A 20499-nucleotide genomic window follows, 5' to 3' on the forward strand; every position below is an offset into this window, starting at 1 on the left:
CTATCTTAGCTGATTCGCCACTTGAGGTAGGCATCGATGAAACCATCAAGGTCTCCATCCATCACCTTATCTACCTGAGCAACTTCAAAGCTTGTACGGTGATCTTTTACCATAGTATAAGGTGTGAAGACATATGAACGGATCTGACTTCCCCATGTGATTTCTTTTTTCTCACCTTTGAGAGAATCAACTTCCGCAGCTTTCTTTTCTTGCTCCATCTGATAGAGCTTAGCCTGCAACATCTTCATGGCACGATCTCTATTTCCATACTGGGTACGATCGACCGTTGATTGGACGACAGTCCCTGTAGGAATGTGTGTCAAACGCACACCTGTTGAAACTTTATTGACGTTTTGTCCACCAGCACCACCTGAACGGAAGGTATCCATTTTGATATCATCTTCACGAATCTCCACTTCGATAGTATCATCCAGTTCAGGCATAACCTCTACGGATGTAAATGAAGTATGGCGACGTTTGGCAGAGTCAAATGGTGAAATACGGACCAAACGGTGAACACCCATTTCTGATTTAAGTAGGCCATAAGCATTCGGTCCTTCAAAAGACAAGGTCACAGACTTGATACCTGCTTCATCACCTGCCTGGTAATCCAAAACTTCTACTTTAAAGCCTTTTGCATTTCCATAACGAGTGTACATACGGAGCAACATATCCCCCCAGTCCTGAGCCTCAGTACCACCAGATCCTGGATGAATTTCCAAGATGGCATTATTATGGTCATAAGGTTCTGACAAGAGAAGGGTCATCTCGTAGTTGGCCATCATCTTATCCAACTCGGTTAGCTGCTCGACCAGTTCATCATGGACTGACTCGTCTTCTGCTAAAAAGTCCAACAAAATCTCAACTTCATCCTGCAACTCTTCCATTTTACGGAAGGTATTGTAGGTATTTTTTAATTCATTTAATTCTTGCGACGTTTTTTGGGCCGCGATATTATCGTTCCAAAAATCAGGTTCTGTCATCTTGTTTTCCAAGATGGCAATCTCTTCCTCTAAGCCTTCGAGGTCAAAGAGACCCCCTAAAAGAAGCTAATTTTTCACGATTTGCGTCAATTTTTTGACGAATTTCTGAAATGTCCATAGATACTCCTTTTCATATCGTTTTATTATACCATAATCTCTTATTTCTTTCCATATTTTGCTTTTCATCGCTTTTTGTGGCAGAAGAAAAGAGGCCCGAAAGCCTCTGGTTTAAAGGACTTTGGCAGAGGTCTGAGTGATTTCCTCCACTTGAATTCCTTCTTTTTCAAACTTATCCTTTAATGAAGTCAAATCGATTTTTCCATCAATTTGAACTTCGATGACTACCTTCCCATCCTTACGTGGAATGTTAACTGTGTGCGAGATATTTAGATTTTCTTCTACGATTAGAGCTACAATTTTTCCCAGTACACCGACTTCATTTTCTGTGATAAAACGAACGCGGATCCCCTCTTCTCCGTATCCAGCGATTTCCAAGAAAGCCTGAAAAACATCGCGGTCTGTAATGACGCCGTAGACCTGATGATTGTCTAAGACTGGTAATATCCCAATTTTATTTTTCAGCATCAGGTAGGTCGCATCTTCTAGACTAGCATAGCCAGAAACCGTCACGACATCTCGAATCATTACATCTTTTACTTTGGTTTTATTCAGAAGATAATTCATCTCATAGATAGAGAGACTGGTTGCTTTAGATGGGCTGGCTTCCGCAATGGTTCCTTCTGTTACCAATCCGACTAATTGATCGTTTTCGATAACAGGTAAACGGTGCAAACCTTGCTCGCGCATCAAATCTGCTGCGTGTGCTACAGTCGTATCTGGACTAATATAAACTACCTTGCGTGTCATAAAATCTTTAACTGCCATGAGACTTCTCCTTCTCTATTTCTACTTTCATTATACACTTTCTTACACAATCAATCAAACGCTGTCAGATCTTTTAAAGATTCTAAAAAAGCTAACCTCTTACAAAAAAGAGCTCTGATTTCGAGCTCTGTGAATGAGGCTTTAATAATCCTCATTCGGTTTTATTTCATCACTTAGGAAATTGCTACGCAATCTTTATCCGCCGACTAAAACAATCTACTGGTTCTGATGATTGCTACGCAATCTCTATCTGCTGACTAAAAAGGTCCCCTGGACGTTAGGGGAATTGCTTTTGCAATTCTCATCCGCCGACTAAAACAATCCACTGGACTATAATGATGATTACTTCGTAATCTCCATCTGCAACCTAAACTAGTCTCCCAGACTAGTTTAGCCACCTAGGTATGCTTTTCTGACTTCATCTGATGCTGCGAGTTCTTTTCCTGTTCCTGATAGGACAATCTTTCCTGTTTCAAGGACATAACCACGGTCAGAGATAGCGAGGGCCTTGTTAGCGTTCTGTTCAATTAGAAGAACTGTTGTTCCTTGCTTCTGAATATCTTGAATGATATCAAAAATTTCTTGTATAAAGATAGGGGCAAGTCCCATTGACGGCTCATCCAAGAGGAGGAGCTTAGGTGTAGACATGAGAGCGCGTCCCATAGCCAGCATCTGCTGTTCACCGCCTGAAAGAGTTGCCGCATCTTGGTTTTTGCGTTCTTCCAGACGAGGGAAACGTGAAAAGACTTTTTTCAAGTTGGCTTGATTTTCTTCACGATTTTTCTTTAAAAAGGCTCCCATTTCCAAGTTTTCCATAACACTCAAACCCGGAAAAACATGGCGTCCCTCAGGAACTTGTGAAAGGCCACCTGCCACGATTTTTTGCGCTGGCAACTTTTGGATTTCTTTTCCTAAAAACTGAATTTTACCAGCACTTGGACGAACCAAACCTGAAAGGGTGCGAAGAATGGTTGTTTTACCAGCGCCATTGGCACCGATAAGGGAAACAACTTCACCTTCATTAACCTCGAAACTTACATCACGAACTGCTTGGATCATACCGTAATGCACAGAGAGGTTTTCAACTTTTAACATAGACATTAGGCTTCACCTCCTAGATAAGCTTCGATAACACGTTTATTCGTCTTAATTTCGTCAGGAGTTCCCTGAGCAATCAATCGACCATATTCAAGAACATAGATACGCTCAGTGACTTCCATAACTAAATTCATGTCGTGTTCGATGAGCATGATGGTAATTTTAAATTCATCTTTGATACGACGGATCAATTCTGTCAATTCAGCTGTTTCTTGTGGATTCATCCCAGCTGCAGGTTCATCCAAAAAGAGGATCTTAGGTTCTGTTGCTAGAGCACGAACGATTTCTAATCGACGTTGTTGACCATAGGCTAGATTTTTAGCAAGTGTATCTGCATCGCCATCCAAATCAAAGATTTTCAGCAAGTCCAACGCTTTACTTTTTAATTCTTCCTCATTCTTATAGAAAGCAGGCAAGCGTAGAAAGCTCGCGAGGACATGTTGTTTATGATGATTGCTAAATGCAATCAAAACATTTTCCAAAACTGTCAGATCCTTGAACAAACGAATATTTTGGAAAGTACGACTGAGTCCAAGTGAAGCAATCTTATAGGGAGTTTTCCCATTTAGGAGGTGACCGTCTAGTGTCACAGTACCTTCGCTTGGTTCATAAACACCGGTCAAGAGATTGAAAAGGGTTGTTTTACCAGCCCCGTTTGGTCCAATCAGACCAACCAATTCTCCCTCGTTCAATTCAAGAGTGACATCTCCAACAGCTGTTAGACCGCCAAAATGTTTGGTTAATTGTTTAACTTCAAGTAGTGCCATTAGTTTTGTCCCTCCTTCTTCGATTTTTTAAAGAAACGTGATAGACTCAATTCCCATGTCCCAAGAAGTCCACCTGGTCTGAAAATCATGACCAATACAAGAGCCAAAGCGTAGATAATCATACGTACACTAGCTACATCTTGAAGGAGCATATTTAAAATTCCTAAAACAATCGCTGAAACGATGGTACCAGTAATAGATCCAAGTCCACCAAATACAACGATAATCAACACGTTGATGGAATTAATAAAGGTGTAATCTTTTGGTACAACAGATCCGATAAAACCAGCCTGAAGTGAACCAGCAATACTTGCTGTAATAGCTCCAAAGACAAAAGCGATAATCTTGATCTTTGTAGTGTTTACCCCAACGGACTCTGCAGCAATCTCATCCTCACGCACAGATAGAGTAGAGCGTCCGATTGGACTACGTAGGAAGTTGAGGGTTGCAATAGTTGTGATAATTACAAAAAGATAAACCATTTGCCAGTTGGTAAAGTTTGGAATACCCAAGATACCAGCAGCACCGTTGGTCAAACTTCCACCATTAATGATAAAGATACGAATGATTTCTGAAACACCTAGTGTTGCAACAGCCAGGTAGTCCCCCTTCAAGCGTAGTGTTGGAATCCCAACGAGCAAAGCGACTGCACCAGAAATCAAGGAACCCAAGACCATTGCTCCAAAGAAGGCACCATAGGTTGGTGATTTTGAACCAATAATCGCTGCTGCATAAGCCCCAATCGCCATAAAACCTGCATGACCGAGTGAAAATTGTCCTGAAAAACCAACGATTAAGTTCAGACCTACTGCAAGGATGATATTAATCCCAATTTGTTCTAAAATTTGAACATGGAATAGATTGAGAACACCAGCAGAAACCAGCACGCTAATCAATCCATAACCCGCTAACAGAAGGAATAACCAGAGAATATTTACTTTAAGATTTGTCTTCATTGTTTACACCTTCTCTTTCACATTCTTACCAAGGATACCCGCAGGTCGAACAATCAGAATCAGAAGCAAGATTCCATAAACGATGGCATCACGGAAATCAGACATACCAAAGGCAGTTGCAAAAGTTTCCAACAAGCCAATCACAAATCCCCCTAGAGCTGCACCAGGAATAATCCCGATACCACCGAGTACGGCCGCAACGAATGATTTCAGACCTGGAGTCACACCCATCAAAGGTTCAAGAGAGTTGTAGTAAAGGGCAATAAGGACACCTGCCGCACCAGCAAGGGCTGAACCCAAAGCAAAGGTAAAGCTGATTGTACGATTTACATTAATTCCCATCAATTGAGCTGCGTCGCTATCAACTGATACCGCACGCATGGCTTTCCCCATTTTTGTTTTTTGAACGATCAATTGCAATAAAACCATCAAGAGTACAGAAACTGCTAAAATCATCAATTGAACATTTGTCAAGCTAATTGGCCCGAAATCAAAACGGACGGTTTCAATTGCTTGAGGGAAGGCACGAGTATTGGCGCCCACGAGATAAACCATTCCGTATTCCAGTAGGAAAGACACCCCGATGGCAGTAATCAATACAGCAATGCGTGTAGAGTGTCGCAAAGGACGGTAGGCAAGAAATTCAATCACAACACCAAGTAGTGCGGTTCCTGCCATTGAAATAATCAAAGCTAAAAAGAAATCCATTTGGAAGGAATTAATCAAAAAGTAACCAATAAAGGCACCTATCATATAAATATCACCGTGGGCGAAGTTGATGAGTTTGATAATTCCATAAACCATGGTATAACCCAAGGCCAAAAGTGCATAAACACTACCCAGAATTAAACCATTCACAAGTTGTTGGAGCATAGCATTCACTCTTTTCTATCGTTATTTTTTAGAAAATTTTCATCATTTTCACAAGTTCATAAACACCGAAACAGGGAGTGAGTCAAAGGCTCATTCCCTATTTCAACTACTATTCTAATGTTATGGTTTTACAACTTCTGCTGCTTCTACTTTACCATTGTTCATAGTCATCATGTAAGCAGTTTTCACTGTATTGTGGTCAGCATCAAAGCTTGTTTGACCAGTTACACCATCAAAATCTTTGGTTTTAGCAAGGTTGTCCTTGATTTCACCTGAGTTTTTAGCACCTTTTGCAGCATTTGCTACTAGGTAAACTGAGTCATAGGCCAAGGCTGAGAAGGTTGAAGGCTCTTCATTGTATTTAGCACGGTATGCTTCAAGGAAGGCTTTAGCTTTTTCAGAAACATCAACTGTAGTTGAGAATCCTGAGATGAAGTAAATGTTTGATGCTTTTTCAGCTGTTGCTTGTTGAACAAATTCTTCACCGTTAAATCCATCACCACCAACGATTGGTTTATCAATTCCCATACCACGGGCTTGATTTACGATTTTACCTGCTTCTGTGTAGTAGCCTGGGACAACGATAGCGTCAAACTCTTTCCCTTTCATTTTAGTAAGGGCTGCTTGGAAGTCTGTATCACCTGCTACAAACGTTTCATCTGCTACAATCTCACCCTTGTAGGTTTCACGGAAAGATTTAGCAATACCTTTAGCATAGTCACTAGCATTGTCAGTATAAAGAACAACCTTCTTAGCATTCAATTTGTTTGTCACATAGTTTGAAATAATCTTCCCTTGGAAGCTATCTTGGAATGTTCCGATAAATAGGTAATCTTGACCTTTAGTCAATCCATCTTGAGTAGCACTTGGTGAGATCAATGGCACTCCTGCTTTGGTAGCGTTAGCTACAGCTGCAGCAGTTGCACCAGATGTCGCAGGTCCTACAATAGCTGCCACCTTTGATTGGGTTACAAGGTTCGTTGTAACAGAAGCTGCTTCAGCAGTTTCTGACTTGTTGTCTTTGTCTACAACTTCGATTTGTTTTCCATCGATACCACCTGCAGCATTGATTTCATCAACAGCAAGTTGAGCACCTTTTTGTTCAGAAGTACCATAGGCAGCTACAGCACCTGTTTCTTCAAAGTTAAAACCGATTTTGATAGTCTTTTCGTCTACTGGGTTACCAGTTGTATTTGACGCTCCTGACTTGACCTCTCCACAGGCAGCGAGAAGAGCTACGCTAGCAAGAGCCACAAAAGATAGGGCAAATTTTTTCTTCATTTTTAATCTCCTTATAGTTGTTTCAAAAATAGTATGTTAAGAATATACCGAATTATCAGAAAATTGTCAACCTTTTTATTCACTTTTTTAAATGATAACGTTTTCTTCATTTCGATAGAGATTCCCAACAAAAGGAGTTTCTAACTCTTGAATGTGACACCGTCTAATTTTCTTGATGTATCTTTCCTTACCTAATCTCTCAACTAAGTCATCTAGCTCCTCAGTTGGAACATAGAGCTGCAAGTAACGATGTTTTTTGGAATGGTAACAGATATCACCGTATTCCTGAAGTTTTTTTGCATCCCGATTATAGTAAAGATAGATGATTAATCCCGATCGATTGACCTTTTCAAACATGATGAACCCTCTTTCTAAGAAATCTGCTCCTATTATATCAAAAAAAGCAAACCCCGTCGAGTTTGCTTTTTAGGTTGGTTAGCTCAAAGAGTTGTTGGCCATGATTTCATCAATAAAACCATACTCAAGTGTTTCTTGGGCACTCATCCAGTAATCACGTTCTGCGTCTACATGAATTTGCTCAACTGTTTTACCAGAGTTATCTGCAAGAATCTGCTCCAAAGTCTTACGAGTTTTAAGTAAGTGCTCTGCAGCGATTGCCATATCTGTCTGTTGGGTACCACCACCTGTACCACCCATTGGTTGGTGAATCATGTACTCTGCATTTGGAAGCATGAAACGTTTGCCTTTTGCGCCACTTGATGCAATGACAGTTCCCATGGATGCAGCCATCCCCATAACGATTGTTTGGACATCTGCCTTGATAAAGTTCATGGTATCAACGATTGCCAAACCAGCTGATACAGAACCACCCGGAGTATTTACATAAAGGTAAATATCTTTTGTACTATCTTGAGCATCCAAGAAGAGCAATTGAGCAATAACGGAGTTGGCCATGTTGTCTTCAACTGGTCCAGTCAACATGATGATACGATCTTTTAGTAGACGTGAGTAAATATCATATGAACGTTCTCCACGACTTGTTTGTTCAATAACTACAGGAATCATTCATTTCTCCTTTTAAGGTTAAATTTTCTTAGTCATACGACTCGATACAGAACTATTATATCTTTTTGGTCAAAAAAGGTCAAATTTTTGCTCTATTCTCTAAACAGAAACAAAAACTCAACCTCCTTTCAAGTCAAAAACGAACTTCTAGTTTCAATATTTACTTTGGAATTTTATTTAGTACCAAACAAGCGGTCTCCAGCATCTCCAAGACCTGGAACGATATAACCGTGTTCGTTCAAGCGTTCATCCAAGGCCGCAGTAAAAATTTCTACATCAGGGTGAGCTTCTTGGAGGGCTTTCACTCCTTCTGGAGCAGATACTAGGCAGACAAACTTGATATTTGAAGCGCCACGTTTTTTAAGCGAATCTACAGCCAAGATTGCTGAGCCACCTGTTGCAAGCATTGGGTCAACGACAAAGATTTGACGTTGGTCAATATCTTCAGGCAATTTCACTAAGTATTCAACTGGTTGAAGGGTTTCTTCATCACGGTACATACCGATGTGTCCAACTTTTGCTGCTGGAACCAGATTCAAGAGACCATCTACCATCCCGATACCTGCACGCAAAATTGAGACAATCGCCAATTTTTTACCAGCCAATTGTTTTTGAACGGTCTTTGTGATAGGTGTTTCAATTTCCACGTCTTCAAGTGGAAGATCACGAAGTACTTCATACCCCATCAACATTGCAATCTCATCTACTAGCTCACGAAAAGCTTTTGTGGAAGTGTCTGTACGACGCAAGATTGACAATTTGTGTTGAATAAGTGGATGATTAATGACTTCAATTTTTCCCATTTTCTGAGTTCCTTCTTTCAATTTATTCTTCTTATTATATCAAAAAACGGTTTAAAAAGCTTTCTAAACCATTTGTTTTAATTAATTTTTAAATCAAATCTGCCTCTTGAAGAGCTGTCTGAACAGTCTCTAATGGTAAATGGGTCAACTCGGTGCCTTTTTCGTGATAAAGGTACTGGGCATAGTCGTCCATACGATACTGATTGATATAAACTACACGTTTGCAACCGACTTGTAAGAGTTGTTTTGTACAGTTCAGACAAGGGAAATGGGTCACATAAGCTGTAAATCCTTTAGGAACCCCACGTTCGGCTCCTTGTAAGATTGCATTGACCTCAGCGTGAAGGGTTCGGACACAGTGGCCTTCAATGACTAAACATTCGTGATCGATACAGTGCTCTGTTCCTGATACGGAACCATTGTAGCCTGTTGAAATGACTTTATTATCCTTAACTAGGACAGCTCCCACCTTGGCACGTTTACAGGTCGAACGATTGGCAATTAGTAAGGCCTGGGCTGCAAAATACTCATCCCAAGCCAGTCTTTTTTCTGTCATAAGTCTTCTCCTTTTCCTCTATTTTTTGAAAAATGGCAAGCGTAAATCTGCAATCTTTTCAGCTGGAACCTTCATGCCATCCTTGATCCATTTGAGCAAAACCGATACGATGGCAGAACTCCAAAAGGAATGAAGGTAGCTGCTAACGCCTTTTGATTTTCCGTGGTATTTTTCCAGAAATTCCTGCATGGCTTGGACGAAAATCTTTTCCAAATGGTAGTCCAGAGCAAGTTGGATAACCTTGGCTTCTTTCTTGGCTGCTCTGAAAAGGTGAACCCAGACTAGATAAAGGTCGGTTTTGACATCGTAGTGGCTCAACTGTTCCATAATGTTATGGACACTGCGTTTAAAGACGCTTTCCAAAATCTCTTCTTTGGAATCATAGTTACGATAGAAGGCGGCACGAGAGACGCCCGCCCGCTTGACTAATTCTGAAATACTGATCTTTGCCAAGTCCTTTTTCTCTAGAAGTTGCAAAAGAGCCGTCTCGATTGCTTCTCTGGTTAAAAAATTGGATTCTTGATTTGATTTTCTGAGATTTTCAAGAGATTTTTCAGATATTCTACGTTCAGACATAACAATTTCTTTCTACTTGTAACAACAGACGGATGGTGCTTTTGTTTCAAGGGCTTTCATGATATAATTGTAAAAAAAGACAGAACCTTTGTCAATGTATAAGTGACAAAGATGGAGAATTTCTATGACTTGGAAGATTGTAGCTGACTCTGGTTGTGATTATCGTCAATTGGCAACTCCTGCTATTGATACGGAATTTGTTAGTGTTCCTTTAACCATTCAAGTAGCTGATCAGGTCTTTATCGATGATGCCAATCTTGACATTGACCACATGATGGAAACCATGTATGCGACTTCTGAGGCTTCAAAATCAGCTTGTCCTAGCCCTGATGATTACTTGCGAGCATTTGAAGGTGCTAAGCATATCTTTGTCGTTACCATTACTGGTACTCTTTCAGGTAGCCATAATAGTGCACAACTCGCTAAGAATATCTATCTTGAAGAACATCCTGACACTCAGATTCATGTGATCGATACATTGTCTGCAGGTGGTGAGGTTGACTTGATTGTTGAAAAAATCAATGAATTGATTGATCAAGGACTTTCTTTTGAAGAAATTGTTGAAGCTATTACGGCCTACCAAGAAAAAACAAAGTTGCTCTTTGTCCTCGCTAAGGTCGATAACTTGGTAAAAAATGGCCGTTTGAGTAAGCTGATTGGTACAGTCGTTGACCTTCTCAACATTCGTATGGTCGGGGAAGCAAGTGAAACTGGAACCTTAGAACTGCTCCAGAAAGCGCGTGGACCAAAAAAATCCCTTCAAGCAGCCTATGAAGAGCTCATCAAGGCTGGCTATGCTGGTGGTCGAATTGTCATGGCTCATCGCAGCAATGAAAAATTCTGTCAGCAATTGTCGGAACGCTTGCTGGAAACCTTCCCTCAAGCTGAAATTAAGATTCTTCCAACATCTGGTCTCTGCAGTTTCTATGCAGAAGATGGCGGTTTGTTGATGGGATATGAAATTAACTAAGATCATGAGCAACAAGAGATGCCAAGCATCTCTTGTTTTTTGTGGTACAATAGATTTATGAAACATTTTGATACTATTGTCATTGGTGGAGGGCCTGCTGGTATGATGGCTGCAATTTCCAGTAGCTTTTATGGTCAGAAACCCCTTCTCATCGAGAAAAATCGCAAACTTGGGAAAAAATTAGCTGGAACGGGCGGTGGTCGCTGCAATGTGACCAATAACGGAAGTTTAGATGACCTACTAGCTGGTATCCCTGGAAATGGACGCTTTCTATACAGTGTCTTTTCCCAGTTTGATAACCATGATATCATCAACTTTTTCACGGAAAACGGTGTTAAACTCAAGGTTGAAGACCACGGCCGCGTCTTTCCTGCCAGCGACAAGTCTCGGACCATTATCGAAGCCTTGGAAAAGAAAATCACTGAACTCGGCGGACAAGTTGCTACTCAAACGGAGATTGTTTCGGTTAAAAAGATAGACGACCAGTTTGTCCTCAAGTCCGCAGACCAAATCTTCACTTGCGATAAACTCATTGTCACAACTGGTGGAAAATCCTACCCTTCCACTGGTTCAACTGGTTTTGGTCACGAGATTGCCCGCCATTTTAAGCACACCATTACCGAGCTTGAAGCTGCTGAGAGTCCTTTGTTGACTGATTTTCCGCACAAAGCGCTTCAGGGGATTTCACTAGACGATGTGACCTTAAGCTATGGCAAGCATGTCATCACCCACGATCTACTCTTTACCCACTTTGGTCTATCTGGTCCAGCTGCTCTGCGTATATCTAGCTTTGTCAAGGGTGGGGAGGTTCTCTCTCTCGATGTCTTGCCTCAACTTTCTGAGAGTGACTTGGTTGCATTTCTAGAAGAAAATCGGGAAAAATCCTTGAAGAATGCTTTGAAAACTTTGCTTCCGGAACGCTTGGCTGAGTTTTTTGTACAAGGATTTCCTGAAAAAGTCAAACAGCTAACTGAAAAAGAACGCGAACAACTTCTCCAGTCCATCAAAACCCTCAAAATCCCTGTGACTGGCAAAATGTCTCTTGCCAAGTCCTTTGTCACCAAAGGCGGTGTCAGCCTTAAGGAAATCAATCCTAAAACCCTGGAAAGTAAGCTAGTTCCCGGCCTCCACTTTGCTGGCGAAGTCATGGATATCAATGCCCACACGGGTGGCTTTAACATCACTTCTGCCCTCTGCACCGGCTGGGTGGCAGGAAGTCTGCATTATGATTAAAGATTAAAGGTTGTGAAGAATGAACAGAAAAGAGGCAGTCGAATTTGTTAACATGTATATGATTCAAAACGGAGATAAGGTCCTGGTCCAAGACCGAGTTAGTCCCGACTGGCCTGGCATTACTTTTCCTGGTGGTCATGTTGAATGTGGCGAATCCTTTGTCGATGCTGTCATTCGTGAAGTGAAAGAAGAAACTGGTCTGACCATTTCCAAACCCCAACTCTGTGGTATCAAAAACTGGTACGATGACAAGGATTATCGTTATGTAGTCCTCTTTTACAAAACAGAACACTTTTCTGGTGAACTCCAGTCTTCAGACGAAGGGAAAGTTTGGTGGGAAGATTTTGACAATCTATCTCATCTAAAACTTGCAACCGATGATATGTCTGATATGCTTCGTGTTTTTTTAGAAGAAGATCTCAGTAAATTCTTTTACTACAAAGACGGTGACGACTGGCTTTATGATTTAAAGTAAAAAATAGGCTAGGAAATTCCTAGCCTATTTATTCTGCATTTGTCTGAACATAAGTCGCAATGACATCTGATGTGTACTGGGCTGTTCCAGCTCCAAATTTGTCAATGTTTTCCTTAAACTCTGGGTTATAGACGTAGCCTTTTCCGATATGGCCGAAGACCTCAATAGAGCAGTCAAATCCATAAGTACGAATAGCTTGCAAGAGTTTGGCTGCTTCTTCTTGGTTTTCGGCCGCTGTTGCAGGTAAACCAGCTTGAAGATTTTGTGCCAAAGTTTGAAAGACTTGGTTAAAGGCGGCCGTAGACTCATCTTCACGACCTTTTTGTCGCTCGAGGGCTTGATCCATGACTTCTTGCCCATATTTCTCTACCGCTTCTTGGTGGTATTTTTGGTTGTCTTGATAGCTAAATCCCGTGAATTTTTCCTCAATGGTCATTTTTCTTTCTCCTTTTTGTTCTTGAATGGTTTTTTGCAAGGTGGAAATCAAGGTATCCAGATGTTCCCTTTCTCGAGTCAAATAGTCCAACTGCCTGGTCAAATGAGGCAATAAATCTTTCCTTTCTTCCTTTAATAGCTCCGCTATTTTCTCTAAAGAAAAGCCTAGATATTTGTAGTAAAGAATGACCTGAAGGCGTTCCAAATCCTCTTGACTATAGGTTCGATAGCCGTTTTCCGACTTTAAAGGAACCAAAATTCCTATCTTATCGTAGTGATGCAGGGTCTTGACAGAGACGCCCGAAAGCTGCGCAGCTTCTTTTATATGGTACATGATTTCCTCCTTACATTGATAGTATAACCCCTCCCCTTAGGTCAGAGTCAAGCGTTTTTGAGAAAATTTTTTAACTTTTTTGAGAAAGGTGTGAAAACTTGAAAATGGTTTTCTTGACAGACCTTAGAAAACATGATAGGATAGTCCAGTCTATCAATCAAACAGTAGGCTCATAGAGAGCCATTGAGAGAAGGCTATTTGATAACTCAAGTAGCCTTTTCTTATTTAAAAAACGAGATTGGAATTTCAACTATGTCAGAAAAATCACAATGGGGTTCAAAACTAGGCTTTATTCTAGCATCTGCTGGTTCAGCCATCGGACTTGGAGCCGTTTGGAAGTTTCCCTACATGACTGCTGCTAATGGCGGTGGAGGCTTTTTACTGGTCTTTCTCATTTCCACTATTTTAATTGGTTTCCCGCTCCTGCTGGCTGAATTTGCCCTTGGCCGTAGTGCTGGCGTTTCCGCTATTAAAACCTTTGGAAAACTTGGCAAGAATAACAAGTACAACTTTATCGGTTGGATTGGTGCCTTTGCCCTCTTTATCCTTCTCTCCTTTTACAGTGTTATTGGAGGATGGATTCTAGTCTATCTGGGTATTGAGTTTGGGAAATTGTTCCAACTTGGTGGAACGGGTGATTATGCTCAGTTATTTACTTCAATCATTTCAAATCCAGCCATTGCTCTAGGAGCTCAAGCTGCCTTTATCTTATTGAATATCTTTATTGTATCACGTGGGGTTCAAAAAGGGATCGAAAGAGCTTCGAAAGTCATGATGCCCCTGCTCTTTATCATCTTTGTCGTGATCATCGGGCGCTCTCTCAGCTTGCCAAATGCTATGGAAGGGGTTCTTTACTTCCTAAAACCAGACTTTTCAAAACTAACCAGTGCTGGTCTCCTCTATGCTCTGGGACAATCTTTCTCTGCTCTCTCACTAGGGGTTACAGCCATGCTGACCTATGCTTCCTACTTAGACAAGAAAACCAATCTGGTCCAGTCAGGGATTTCCATCGTATCTATGAACATCTCGGTATCCATCATGGCAGGTCTAGCCATTTTCCCAGCCATGTCAGCCTTCAATATCCAGTCTGAAGGGGGACCAAGCCTGCTCTTTATCGTCTTGCCTCAACTCTTTGACAAGATGCCCTTTGGAACCATTTTCTACATCCTCTTCCTCTTGCTCTTCCTTTTTGCGACAGTCACTTCATCTGTCGTGATGCTGGAAATCAATGTGGGAAATATCACCAATCAGGACAACAGCAAGCGGGCTAAATGGAGTGCTATTTTAGGAATCTTGACCTTTGTCTTTGGGATACCTTCAGCCCTATCTTACGGAGTTATGGCGGATGTTCACATTTTTGGTAAAACCTTCTTTGACGCCATGGACTTCTTGGTTTCCAATCTTCTCATGCCATTTGGAGCTCTCTGCCTTTCACTTTTTACAGGCTATATCTTTAAAAAGGCTCTTGCTATGGAGGAACTCCATCTCGATGAAAGAGCCTGGAAACAAGGACTTTTCCAAGTCTGGCTCTTCCTCCTTCGTTTCGTCATTCCAATTATCATCATTGTGGTCTTTATCGCCCAATTTATGTAATCAAAAAGGACTTGAGTAGTGATACTCTTCGAAAATCAAATTCAAACCACGTCAACGCCGCCTTGCCGTACTCAAGTACAGCCTGCGGCTAGTTTCCTAGTTTGCTCTTTGATTTTCATTGAGTATGAACTCAGGCCCTTTCTTTTTTATGGATGACTAACAATCAATTCCAAATCTTGCCCTTCTAAAGTCCAAGCTTCGACATCACTAGGTAAGATAAAGTGGCTGCCTTTTTGGATTGGATAGTTTTTTCCGTCAACAGTAAGTTGACCTTGACCAGCCAAGACACTAAACAAGCTATAGTCAGCTGTCTTTTCAAAGTCAACTTTTCCAGTGATTTCCCATTTGTAAACTGCGAAGAAATCATTGGATACAAGGAGAGTGGAACGTAGATCATCTGCTTTGACAGTGGCAGGTCGGCTATTGGCAGGTTCTCCAATGTTTAAAACATCGATGGATTTTTCAAGGTGAAGTTCACGCAAGTTGCCATTGTCATCCTTACGGTCAAAGTCATAGACACGGTAGGTAGTGTCACTAGACTGCTGGGTTTCAAGAATCAAAATACCTGCACCGATAGCGTGCATGGTACCACTTGGCACATAGAAGAAATCTCCAGCCTTAACTGGCACTTTTGTCAGTAAGGCATCCCAGTTCTTGTCTTCGATTTGCTGGCGGAGTTCTTCTTTTGACTTGGCATTGTGACCATAGATAATCTCTGAACCTTCGTCTGCTGCGATGATATACCAGCATTCTGTTTTTCCAAGTTCGCCTTCATGCTCTAGTCCATAGGCATCGTCTGGGTGAACTTGGACGCTGAGCCAGTCATTGGCATCGAGAATTTTGGTCAACAGTGGAAATACAGGCTCTGGACGATTGCCAAACAATTCACGGTGTTCCGCATACAATGTGGCTAGGTCTGTTCCCTTAAAGCGCCCATTAGCCACCTTTGAAACCCCATTTGGGTGGGCTGAAATAGCCCAGTATTCGCCAATTTTTTCACTTGGAATGTCGTAGCCAAACTCATCACGTAGCTTGGTTCCTCCCCAGATTTTTTCTTGCATAACTGATTGTAAAAATAATGGTTCTGACATGTCGATCTCCTGTCTGATTTTTCTTCCCTCATTATAGCAAAAAAAGAGTTCGAATTGAACTCTTTTTCAGTTCTTATAAAGTAGGGAGAAGATTTTATAAAAATAGTAACGAAATAATCTTTTACTTGATGGAGGAACCCCTAAAGCAGCACTCAGAAAGCTCGCTGTCAACGGCTGTTTTCCTCAACTCTCATTAGACTTTCTTTACTTGAGAATCTATTTTTATGTACAAAAAAAGACTGAAACCAGTCTTATTTTTAAATCAAAGCTGTGATAGCCGTTACTAGACCAAAAACGATACCCGGTGCATTGGCAGCTGCGAGGGGAATATCTCTTTCCTTTTTGAAAAGACCGTAGTAAACCCAAAGACTACAGTTAATGGCTGCGACCAAGGGTTGGATGAAGTTTCCTTTTTGACCAGCCAGGTTGTTCATGATTTGTGGGAAGTAAGAGACATACATCATAACGGACATAAAGGTCGCTACCCAACCCAAAATTTTCATTTGTTTTTCAGACATTTTCAAAACTTCTTTCATTTTTATGAATCATATTTTATAATCTTTTTTCAAAACAATCAAGACTTTGAAGCTTTTGTTATGAAGATGTAAACTATCACAATCTTGTGATAAAGTCCTCTTCAGATTGAAGAAAAAGTCCATTTTGGTCAATTTTCTTCAATCAAAAGAACAATCTTTTTAATAGCTGACAAGGTTGAGCTACGTTCTGTTCATTTATATCCCCAAGTTCTACTTTACACCTAGTTAAAGATTGCACTCTCATAATTTATTAGAGTGGACCTATATTTATTTTAATTTCCCAGAAAATTTCACTTCATCAGGTGCCATGATATAACGATTAACAGCAACTTCTTCGCCACTTAAAATATAATAAAATCTTGGGCTATTCACTCCATGAGTTATAGCAATCTTATACAAAGATTTATTTAACGCCCTAATAACCGTTCTAAGTTCTTTTTCTGAATAAGAGTCATTGTTTTCAGTAAGAATAATTCTTATACCCGGAGTTACTGAAGTTTTTTCCATCTCAAGTAAACTATAGCCTGCCTCTGTATTCACAGTCTCAACTGAATCCTTTATAGCATCATAGTATTTTTCTAAGTCTATCTTTTTAGTTACAGATTGCTCAGATTTTGTTGACAAATCAGATGATGATTCTGGCGGAACTGATTGATTTGAGCTTAAAGAATCTTTGTCTTCCAGCTTAGCTTCAAGAGCCTTTAAGTATCTTTCACTATTCTTCTCTACAACCTCTACAAGAAATTTAGTTGTTTTTTCCCCCTCCAGTTGATTAGCAAGACTATTTGATACTTGTACTCTTATAAAAGAAAATTCTTTTATTTCAATTTCAGTAAAACCATCAATATACGGAGAAGTTCGCCATTCAGATCTTTTAGGAAGTTTTAAGGAAAACCGGTATTTTTGCCCTATTTTAGTTCTATCTTTAAGAAGATAATAATCTAGATTTTCCAATTCTTTATTTGTAGCATCAATTATGGCGTAATTGCTTGAGGCACTTGATGTAGAACTTTCCACAATAGTATTAGAAGAGACGACATCATCATTTGATACATGATTATCTTTTATTTTTGATAAAATGATAGCGGTAAGAATAATCATAATCAAAAAAAGGAGGGCTGTAATTATAAACAGTTTCTCTTTAGACACTAAATACTTATTTAACTTTCTATTATTAACAATTTTAGAATGTTCTTCATTGTTACGGGACATTTTCCCAATCTCCTTCAAAATTTTTTATATTTAAAATAAATCTCATTTACATTATATCATACAAATAGTTTAAATTTATGGGGACTTGAAAATATTATTAGTTAGATAAAAATAATATTTAAGACTGTTTAAATATCAGTAACACGTGGTTCTTTCTTTATAATTGTATTTTAAATCTTTGTTTGGTCATGAAAATTTGTTCTATTCTTTAGAAAATCTTGAAATATAAATAACAACTGAAAAATTTCTTCAATATGAAATTCCTTCATAAAAAGACCGGATTGCTCCGATCTTTCAATAGTTCATATTCTCACATACTGTATCAAGAATAATCAAGGTTAGCTTTAAATGATTAAGCGCCCTATTTCATACGATAAAAATCAATCACTAGACCAGCAGGGCCTTTAACTAGTAGCGATTCCGTTCCCCAATCAGTTACAGCCGGACCGTGTAAAATGTCAGCACCAAGCTCTTTCAACCGTTGATAGTTCTGGTCTACATCCTCAACCTCAATATGAAGAATAATTCCTGACTGAAAATCTTCCAAAGGAATCAAATGATTTTGGGACAACATAAGACAATGACTGCCAATCGTAAACTGAGCAAAACTGTCATCAACATAATCGGACTTTTTATCCAAAATACGCTCCAAGTCAACACAGACTTGAGGAACATCTGAAACGATGAGATCTAATTGATTTAAATTCATTTACTATCCTCCATAAAAAGACCGGATTACTCCGATCTTTTCAAGTTCCGCTCTAAGAAAATCAAAGAATAAAATATACAATGTTTACATTTGATTTTCGATGAGAGGAATTATTTGATTGCGCGTGATTGCAATCCTTCTTCTTCCAAGAAGAGGCGGAATGGTACGAGTTCTTCTGCTTCGTATTTTTCCTTGAAGGCTTTGATAGCTTCTTCTGAGTGAAGTTTCGGATCGAGTTCAAGGACTTCTACTGGAAGCGGACGGTGTTGCGTGATGCGAGCATCAATGACAACTGTCTTACCTTCTTTGTTGAGTTTTACAGCTTCTGCAACAACTGCGTCGATATCTTCAATACGGTCTACTGTAAATCCAACAGCACCTTGTGCTTCAGCGATTTTCGCATAGTCAGCGTTAGGGAAGTCAACACCAAACAAGTGTTTGTTTGTGTCTTCGTATTTGTTCTTGATGAAGGCATACTCAGCGTTTGAGAAGACAACGTTGATAACTGGAAGGTTGTATTGAACGTTTGTGATGACGTCTGGGTAGCACATGTTGAACGCACCGTCACCCATGATGTTCCATACTTGGCGATCTGGGTTGTCTTTCTTAGCAGCAATACCACCAGGAAGGGCGATACCCATTGTCGCAAAGAGTGGAGATGTACGCCACATGTTCTTAGGTGTCATGTGAAGGTGACGAGTTGATGTTTGTGTAGAGTTACCTACGTCGATTGAATAGATAGCGTCTTGGTCAGCATGTTTATTGATAGCATTGTAAACTTGGTACAATTGCAATTCACCCTCAGTTTTACCTTCGAGTTTGTCCATGTAATCACGCCAGTTTTGGTTGTTCTTCACGTTTGCACGCCACCATGGAGTAGATTCTACTGGGTTTACTTTGTCAAGGATTGCTTTAGCTGCTTGACCTGCATCACCAAGGATAGAAGCGTCAAGGGCATGACGTTTACCAAGTTTGTAAGGGTCAATATCAACTTGGATGAATTTTTCAGTGTTCTTGAAGGCTTCGTAAACTTCAGCAAATGGGAAGTTTGAACCAAGGAAAAGAACGGTGTCTGCTTCAAAGACCACTTCGTTGGCTGGCTTCCAACCAACACGGTAAGCAGAACCTGTCAACCCTTCGTAGTTCCATTCAAAGGCTTCAAAGTTTTTACCAGTTGTGATGATTGGTGCTTTGATTTTACGTGACAATTCAGTAATCACTTCACCTGCTTTCACACCACCGTAACCAGCATAGATAACTGGACGTTCAGCATTGTTCAAGATTTCAACTGCTTTGTCAATTTCAACTTCGTTCAAGGCAGGAGCGATGAATGAACGTTCGTATGAACCTGAACCGTAGTATGAGTTTTCGTCGATTTCTTGGAAACCGAAGTTTACTGGAATTTCAACAACAGCTGGACCTTTTTTAGAAACTGCAGCGCGGCAAGCTTCGTCGATTACTTTTGGCAATTGCTCAGCGTAAGCTACACGTTTGTTGTAGACAGCGATACCGTTGTACATTGGATTTTGGTTCAATTCTTGGAAGGCATCCATGTTGAGTTCGTTAACTGGACGTGATCCAAGGATCGCTAGGAATGGAGTGTTATCCATAGCTGCATCGTAAACACCGTTAATCAAGTGAGTCGCACCTGGACCACCTGAACCAACTGCAACCCCGATTGAGCCACCAAATTTAGCTTGCATAACCGCTGCAAGAGCACCTGTTTCTTCGTGGCGAACTTGCAAGAAGCGGATATCTTTGTCTTCAGCCAAAGCGTCCATCAATGAGCTGAGTGTTCCTGATGGGATACCGTAGATTGTGTCTACGCCCCATGTTTTCAATACATTAAGCATTGCTGCAGATGCAGTAATTTTTCCTTGAGTCATAATGATAACTCTCCTTCAAATATTTTTAAAACTTGATTCATCCGTTTTCATATATTATTTGGAAACGTTTCAGCAAATTTTTACTCTACTACTTTACCACATTTGTTTTGGGTCTCCTAAGAATGTGCTCAGAAATTTTTATTCTCTATTACAGTACAGTTTGAAAACGTTTTTCAGAACTGTTTTATAATACTCAATGAAAATTAAAGGCCAAATTAGGA

Annotated in this window: 22 protein-coding genes; 4 read left to right on the forward strand and 18 right to left on the reverse strand. The window is 40.3% G+C overall.

Annotation, left to right across the window (positions count from 1 at the left end; genetic code table 11):
• Positions 1 to 5: 5 nt before the first annotated feature.
• From prfB to ACXYSL_RS02020, 12 genes are all read right to left on the reverse strand, one after another.
• Positions 6 to 1101 (reverse strand): peptide chain release factor 2 gene (prfB, locus tag ACXYSL_RS01965; protein ID WP_142357779.1). Its coding sequence is split into 2 segments (ribosomal slippage): positions 6 to 1028 and positions 1030 to 1101, totalling 1095 coding nucleotides; the frame shifts between segments, so codons are not numbered across the junction.
• A 110-nt stretch (positions 1102 to 1211) separates the two neighbouring features.
• Positions 1212 to 1868 carry a CBS domain-containing protein gene (locus ACXYSL_RS01970; protein ID WP_084868468.1) on the reverse strand — a complete coding sequence of 219 codons (657 nt, stop codon included), beginning with the start codon at positions 1866 to 1868 and terminating at the stop codon, positions 1212 to 1214.
• 390 nt (positions 1869 to 2258) lie between these two features.
• Complete coding sequence (locus ACXYSL_RS01975; protein WP_458623818.1) at positions 2259 to 2969, reverse strand: ABC transporter ATP-binding protein; 711 nt, start codon at positions 2967 to 2969, stop codon at positions 2259 to 2261.
• Positions 2969 to 3733: an ABC transporter ATP-binding protein gene (locus tag ACXYSL_RS01980; RefSeq protein ID WP_001186016.1), complete on the reverse strand. Its 765-nt coding sequence runs from the start codon at positions 3731 to 3733 to the stop codon at positions 2969 to 2971. Before ACXYSL_RS01980 ends, ACXYSL_RS01975 begins: the two co-directional genes overlap by 1 nt.
• Complete coding sequence (locus ACXYSL_RS01985) at positions 3733 to 4689, reverse strand: branched-chain amino acid ABC transporter permease (protein ID WP_458623819.1); 957 nt, start codon at positions 4687 to 4689, stop codon at positions 3733 to 3735. The genes ACXYSL_RS01980 and ACXYSL_RS01985 overlap by 1 nt, the downstream gene beginning before the upstream one ends.
• 3 nt (positions 4690 to 4692) lie before the next feature.
• A complete protein-coding gene (locus ACXYSL_RS01990; protein ID WP_000941407.1) occupies positions 4693 to 5562 on the reverse strand; it encodes a branched-chain amino acid ABC transporter permease in 870 nt (289 codons plus the stop codon).
• 120 nt (positions 5563 to 5682) lie between these two features.
• A complete protein-coding gene (locus ACXYSL_RS01995) occupies positions 5683 to 6843 on the reverse strand; it encodes an ABC transporter substrate-binding protein (RefSeq protein WP_061597843.1) in 1161 nt (386 codons plus the stop codon).
• Positions 6844 to 6930: 87 nt separating this feature from the next.
• Positions 6931 to 7200 (reverse strand): YlbG family protein, encoded by a 270-nt coding sequence (locus tag ACXYSL_RS02000; protein ID WP_061597844.1) that lies wholly within the window; start codon positions 7198 to 7200, stop codon positions 6931 to 6933.
• A 78-nt stretch (positions 7201 to 7278) separates the two neighbouring features.
• A complete protein-coding gene (gene clpP, locus ACXYSL_RS02005) occupies positions 7279 to 7869 on the reverse strand; it encodes an ATP-dependent Clp protease proteolytic subunit ClpP (RefSeq protein WP_000613469.1) in 591 nt (196 codons plus the stop codon).
• A gap of 173 nt (positions 7870 to 8042) precedes the next feature.
• Positions 8043 to 8672, reverse strand: coding sequence for a uracil phosphoribosyltransferase (gene upp / locus ACXYSL_RS02010; RefSeq protein WP_458623820.1), 630 nt, complete (start codon positions 8670 to 8672; stop codon positions 8043 to 8045).
• Positions 8673 to 8760: 88 nt separating this feature from the next.
• Positions 8761 to 9228 (reverse strand): deoxycytidylate deaminase, encoded by a 468-nt coding sequence (locus ACXYSL_RS02015; protein WP_000136986.1) that lies wholly within the window; start codon positions 9226 to 9228, stop codon positions 8761 to 8763.
• An 18-nt stretch (positions 9229 to 9246) separates the two neighbouring features.
• A complete protein-coding gene (locus ACXYSL_RS02020) occupies positions 9247 to 9804 on the reverse strand; it encodes a TetR/AcrR family transcriptional regulator (protein ID WP_033584950.1) in 558 nt (185 codons plus the stop codon).
• 124 nt (positions 9805 to 9928) lie between these two features.
• Here ACXYSL_RS02020 and ACXYSL_RS02025 point away from each other — a divergent pair, with 124 nt between their 5' ends.
• The 3 genes from ACXYSL_RS02025 to ACXYSL_RS02035 are packed head-to-tail and all read left to right on the forward strand — an operon-like array spanning position 9929 to position 12482.
• A complete protein-coding gene (locus tag ACXYSL_RS02025) occupies positions 9929 to 10774 on the forward strand; it encodes a DegV family protein (protein WP_458623821.1) in 846 nt (281 codons plus the stop codon).
• Between the two features lie 57 nt (positions 10775 to 10831).
• Entirely contained in the window at positions 10832 to 12007 is a 1176-nt protein-coding gene (locus ACXYSL_RS02030) for a BaiN/RdsA family NAD(P)/FAD-dependent oxidoreductase (protein WP_458623822.1), read from the forward strand.
• A gap of 19 nt (positions 12008 to 12026) precedes the next feature.
• Positions 12027 to 12482 (forward strand): NUDIX domain-containing protein, encoded by a 456-nt coding sequence (locus tag ACXYSL_RS02035; RefSeq protein WP_458623823.1) that lies wholly within the window; start codon positions 12027 to 12029, stop codon positions 12480 to 12482.
• A 28-nt stretch (positions 12483 to 12510) separates the two neighbouring features.
• On the opposite strand, the gene ACXYSL_RS02040 is transcribed toward ACXYSL_RS02035, so the two are convergent.
• Positions 12511 to 13251 (reverse strand): MerR family transcriptional regulator, encoded by a 741-nt coding sequence (locus ACXYSL_RS02040; protein WP_458623824.1) that lies wholly within the window; start codon positions 13249 to 13251, stop codon positions 12511 to 12513.
• Positions 13252 to 13503: 252 nt separating this feature from the next.
• Between ACXYSL_RS02040 and ACXYSL_RS02045 the strand changes: the two genes are divergently transcribed.
• Positions 13504 to 14844 (forward strand): sodium-dependent transporter, encoded by a 1341-nt coding sequence (locus ACXYSL_RS02045; RefSeq protein ID WP_458623825.1) that lies wholly within the window; start codon positions 13504 to 13506, stop codon positions 14842 to 14844.
• A gap of 146 nt (positions 14845 to 14990) precedes the next feature.
• On the opposite strand, the gene manA is transcribed toward ACXYSL_RS02045, so the two are convergent.
• From manA to spxB, 5 genes are all read right to left on the reverse strand, one after another.
• Positions 14991 to 15935: a mannose-6-phosphate isomerase, class I gene (manA, locus tag ACXYSL_RS02050; protein ID WP_458623826.1), complete on the reverse strand. Its 945-nt coding sequence runs from the start codon at positions 15933 to 15935 to the stop codon at positions 14991 to 14993.
• A 257-nt stretch (positions 15936 to 16192) separates the two neighbouring features.
• Complete coding sequence (locus ACXYSL_RS02055; protein WP_001291473.1) at positions 16193 to 16453, reverse strand: SemiSWEET family transporter; 261 nt, start codon at positions 16451 to 16453, stop codon at positions 16193 to 16195.
• Between the two features lie 285 nt (positions 16454 to 16738).
• Positions 16739 to 17683, reverse strand: coding sequence for a hypothetical protein (locus ACXYSL_RS02060; protein ID WP_231069203.1), 945 nt, complete (start codon positions 17681 to 17683; stop codon positions 16739 to 16741).
• Between the two features lie 361 nt (positions 17684 to 18044).
• Positions 18045 to 18392, reverse strand: coding sequence for a VOC family protein (locus tag ACXYSL_RS02065; protein ID WP_061597852.1), 348 nt, complete (start codon positions 18390 to 18392; stop codon positions 18045 to 18047).
• A 110-nt stretch (positions 18393 to 18502) separates the two neighbouring features.
• Positions 18503 to 20278: a pyruvate oxidase gene (spxB, locus tag ACXYSL_RS02070; RefSeq protein WP_061597853.1), complete on the reverse strand. Its 1776-nt coding sequence runs from the start codon at positions 20276 to 20278 to the stop codon at positions 18503 to 18505.
• Between the last annotated feature and the right edge of the window lie 221 nt (positions 20279 to 20499).

The sequence above is a fragment of the Streptococcus sp. V913 genome (assembly GCF_054353455.1).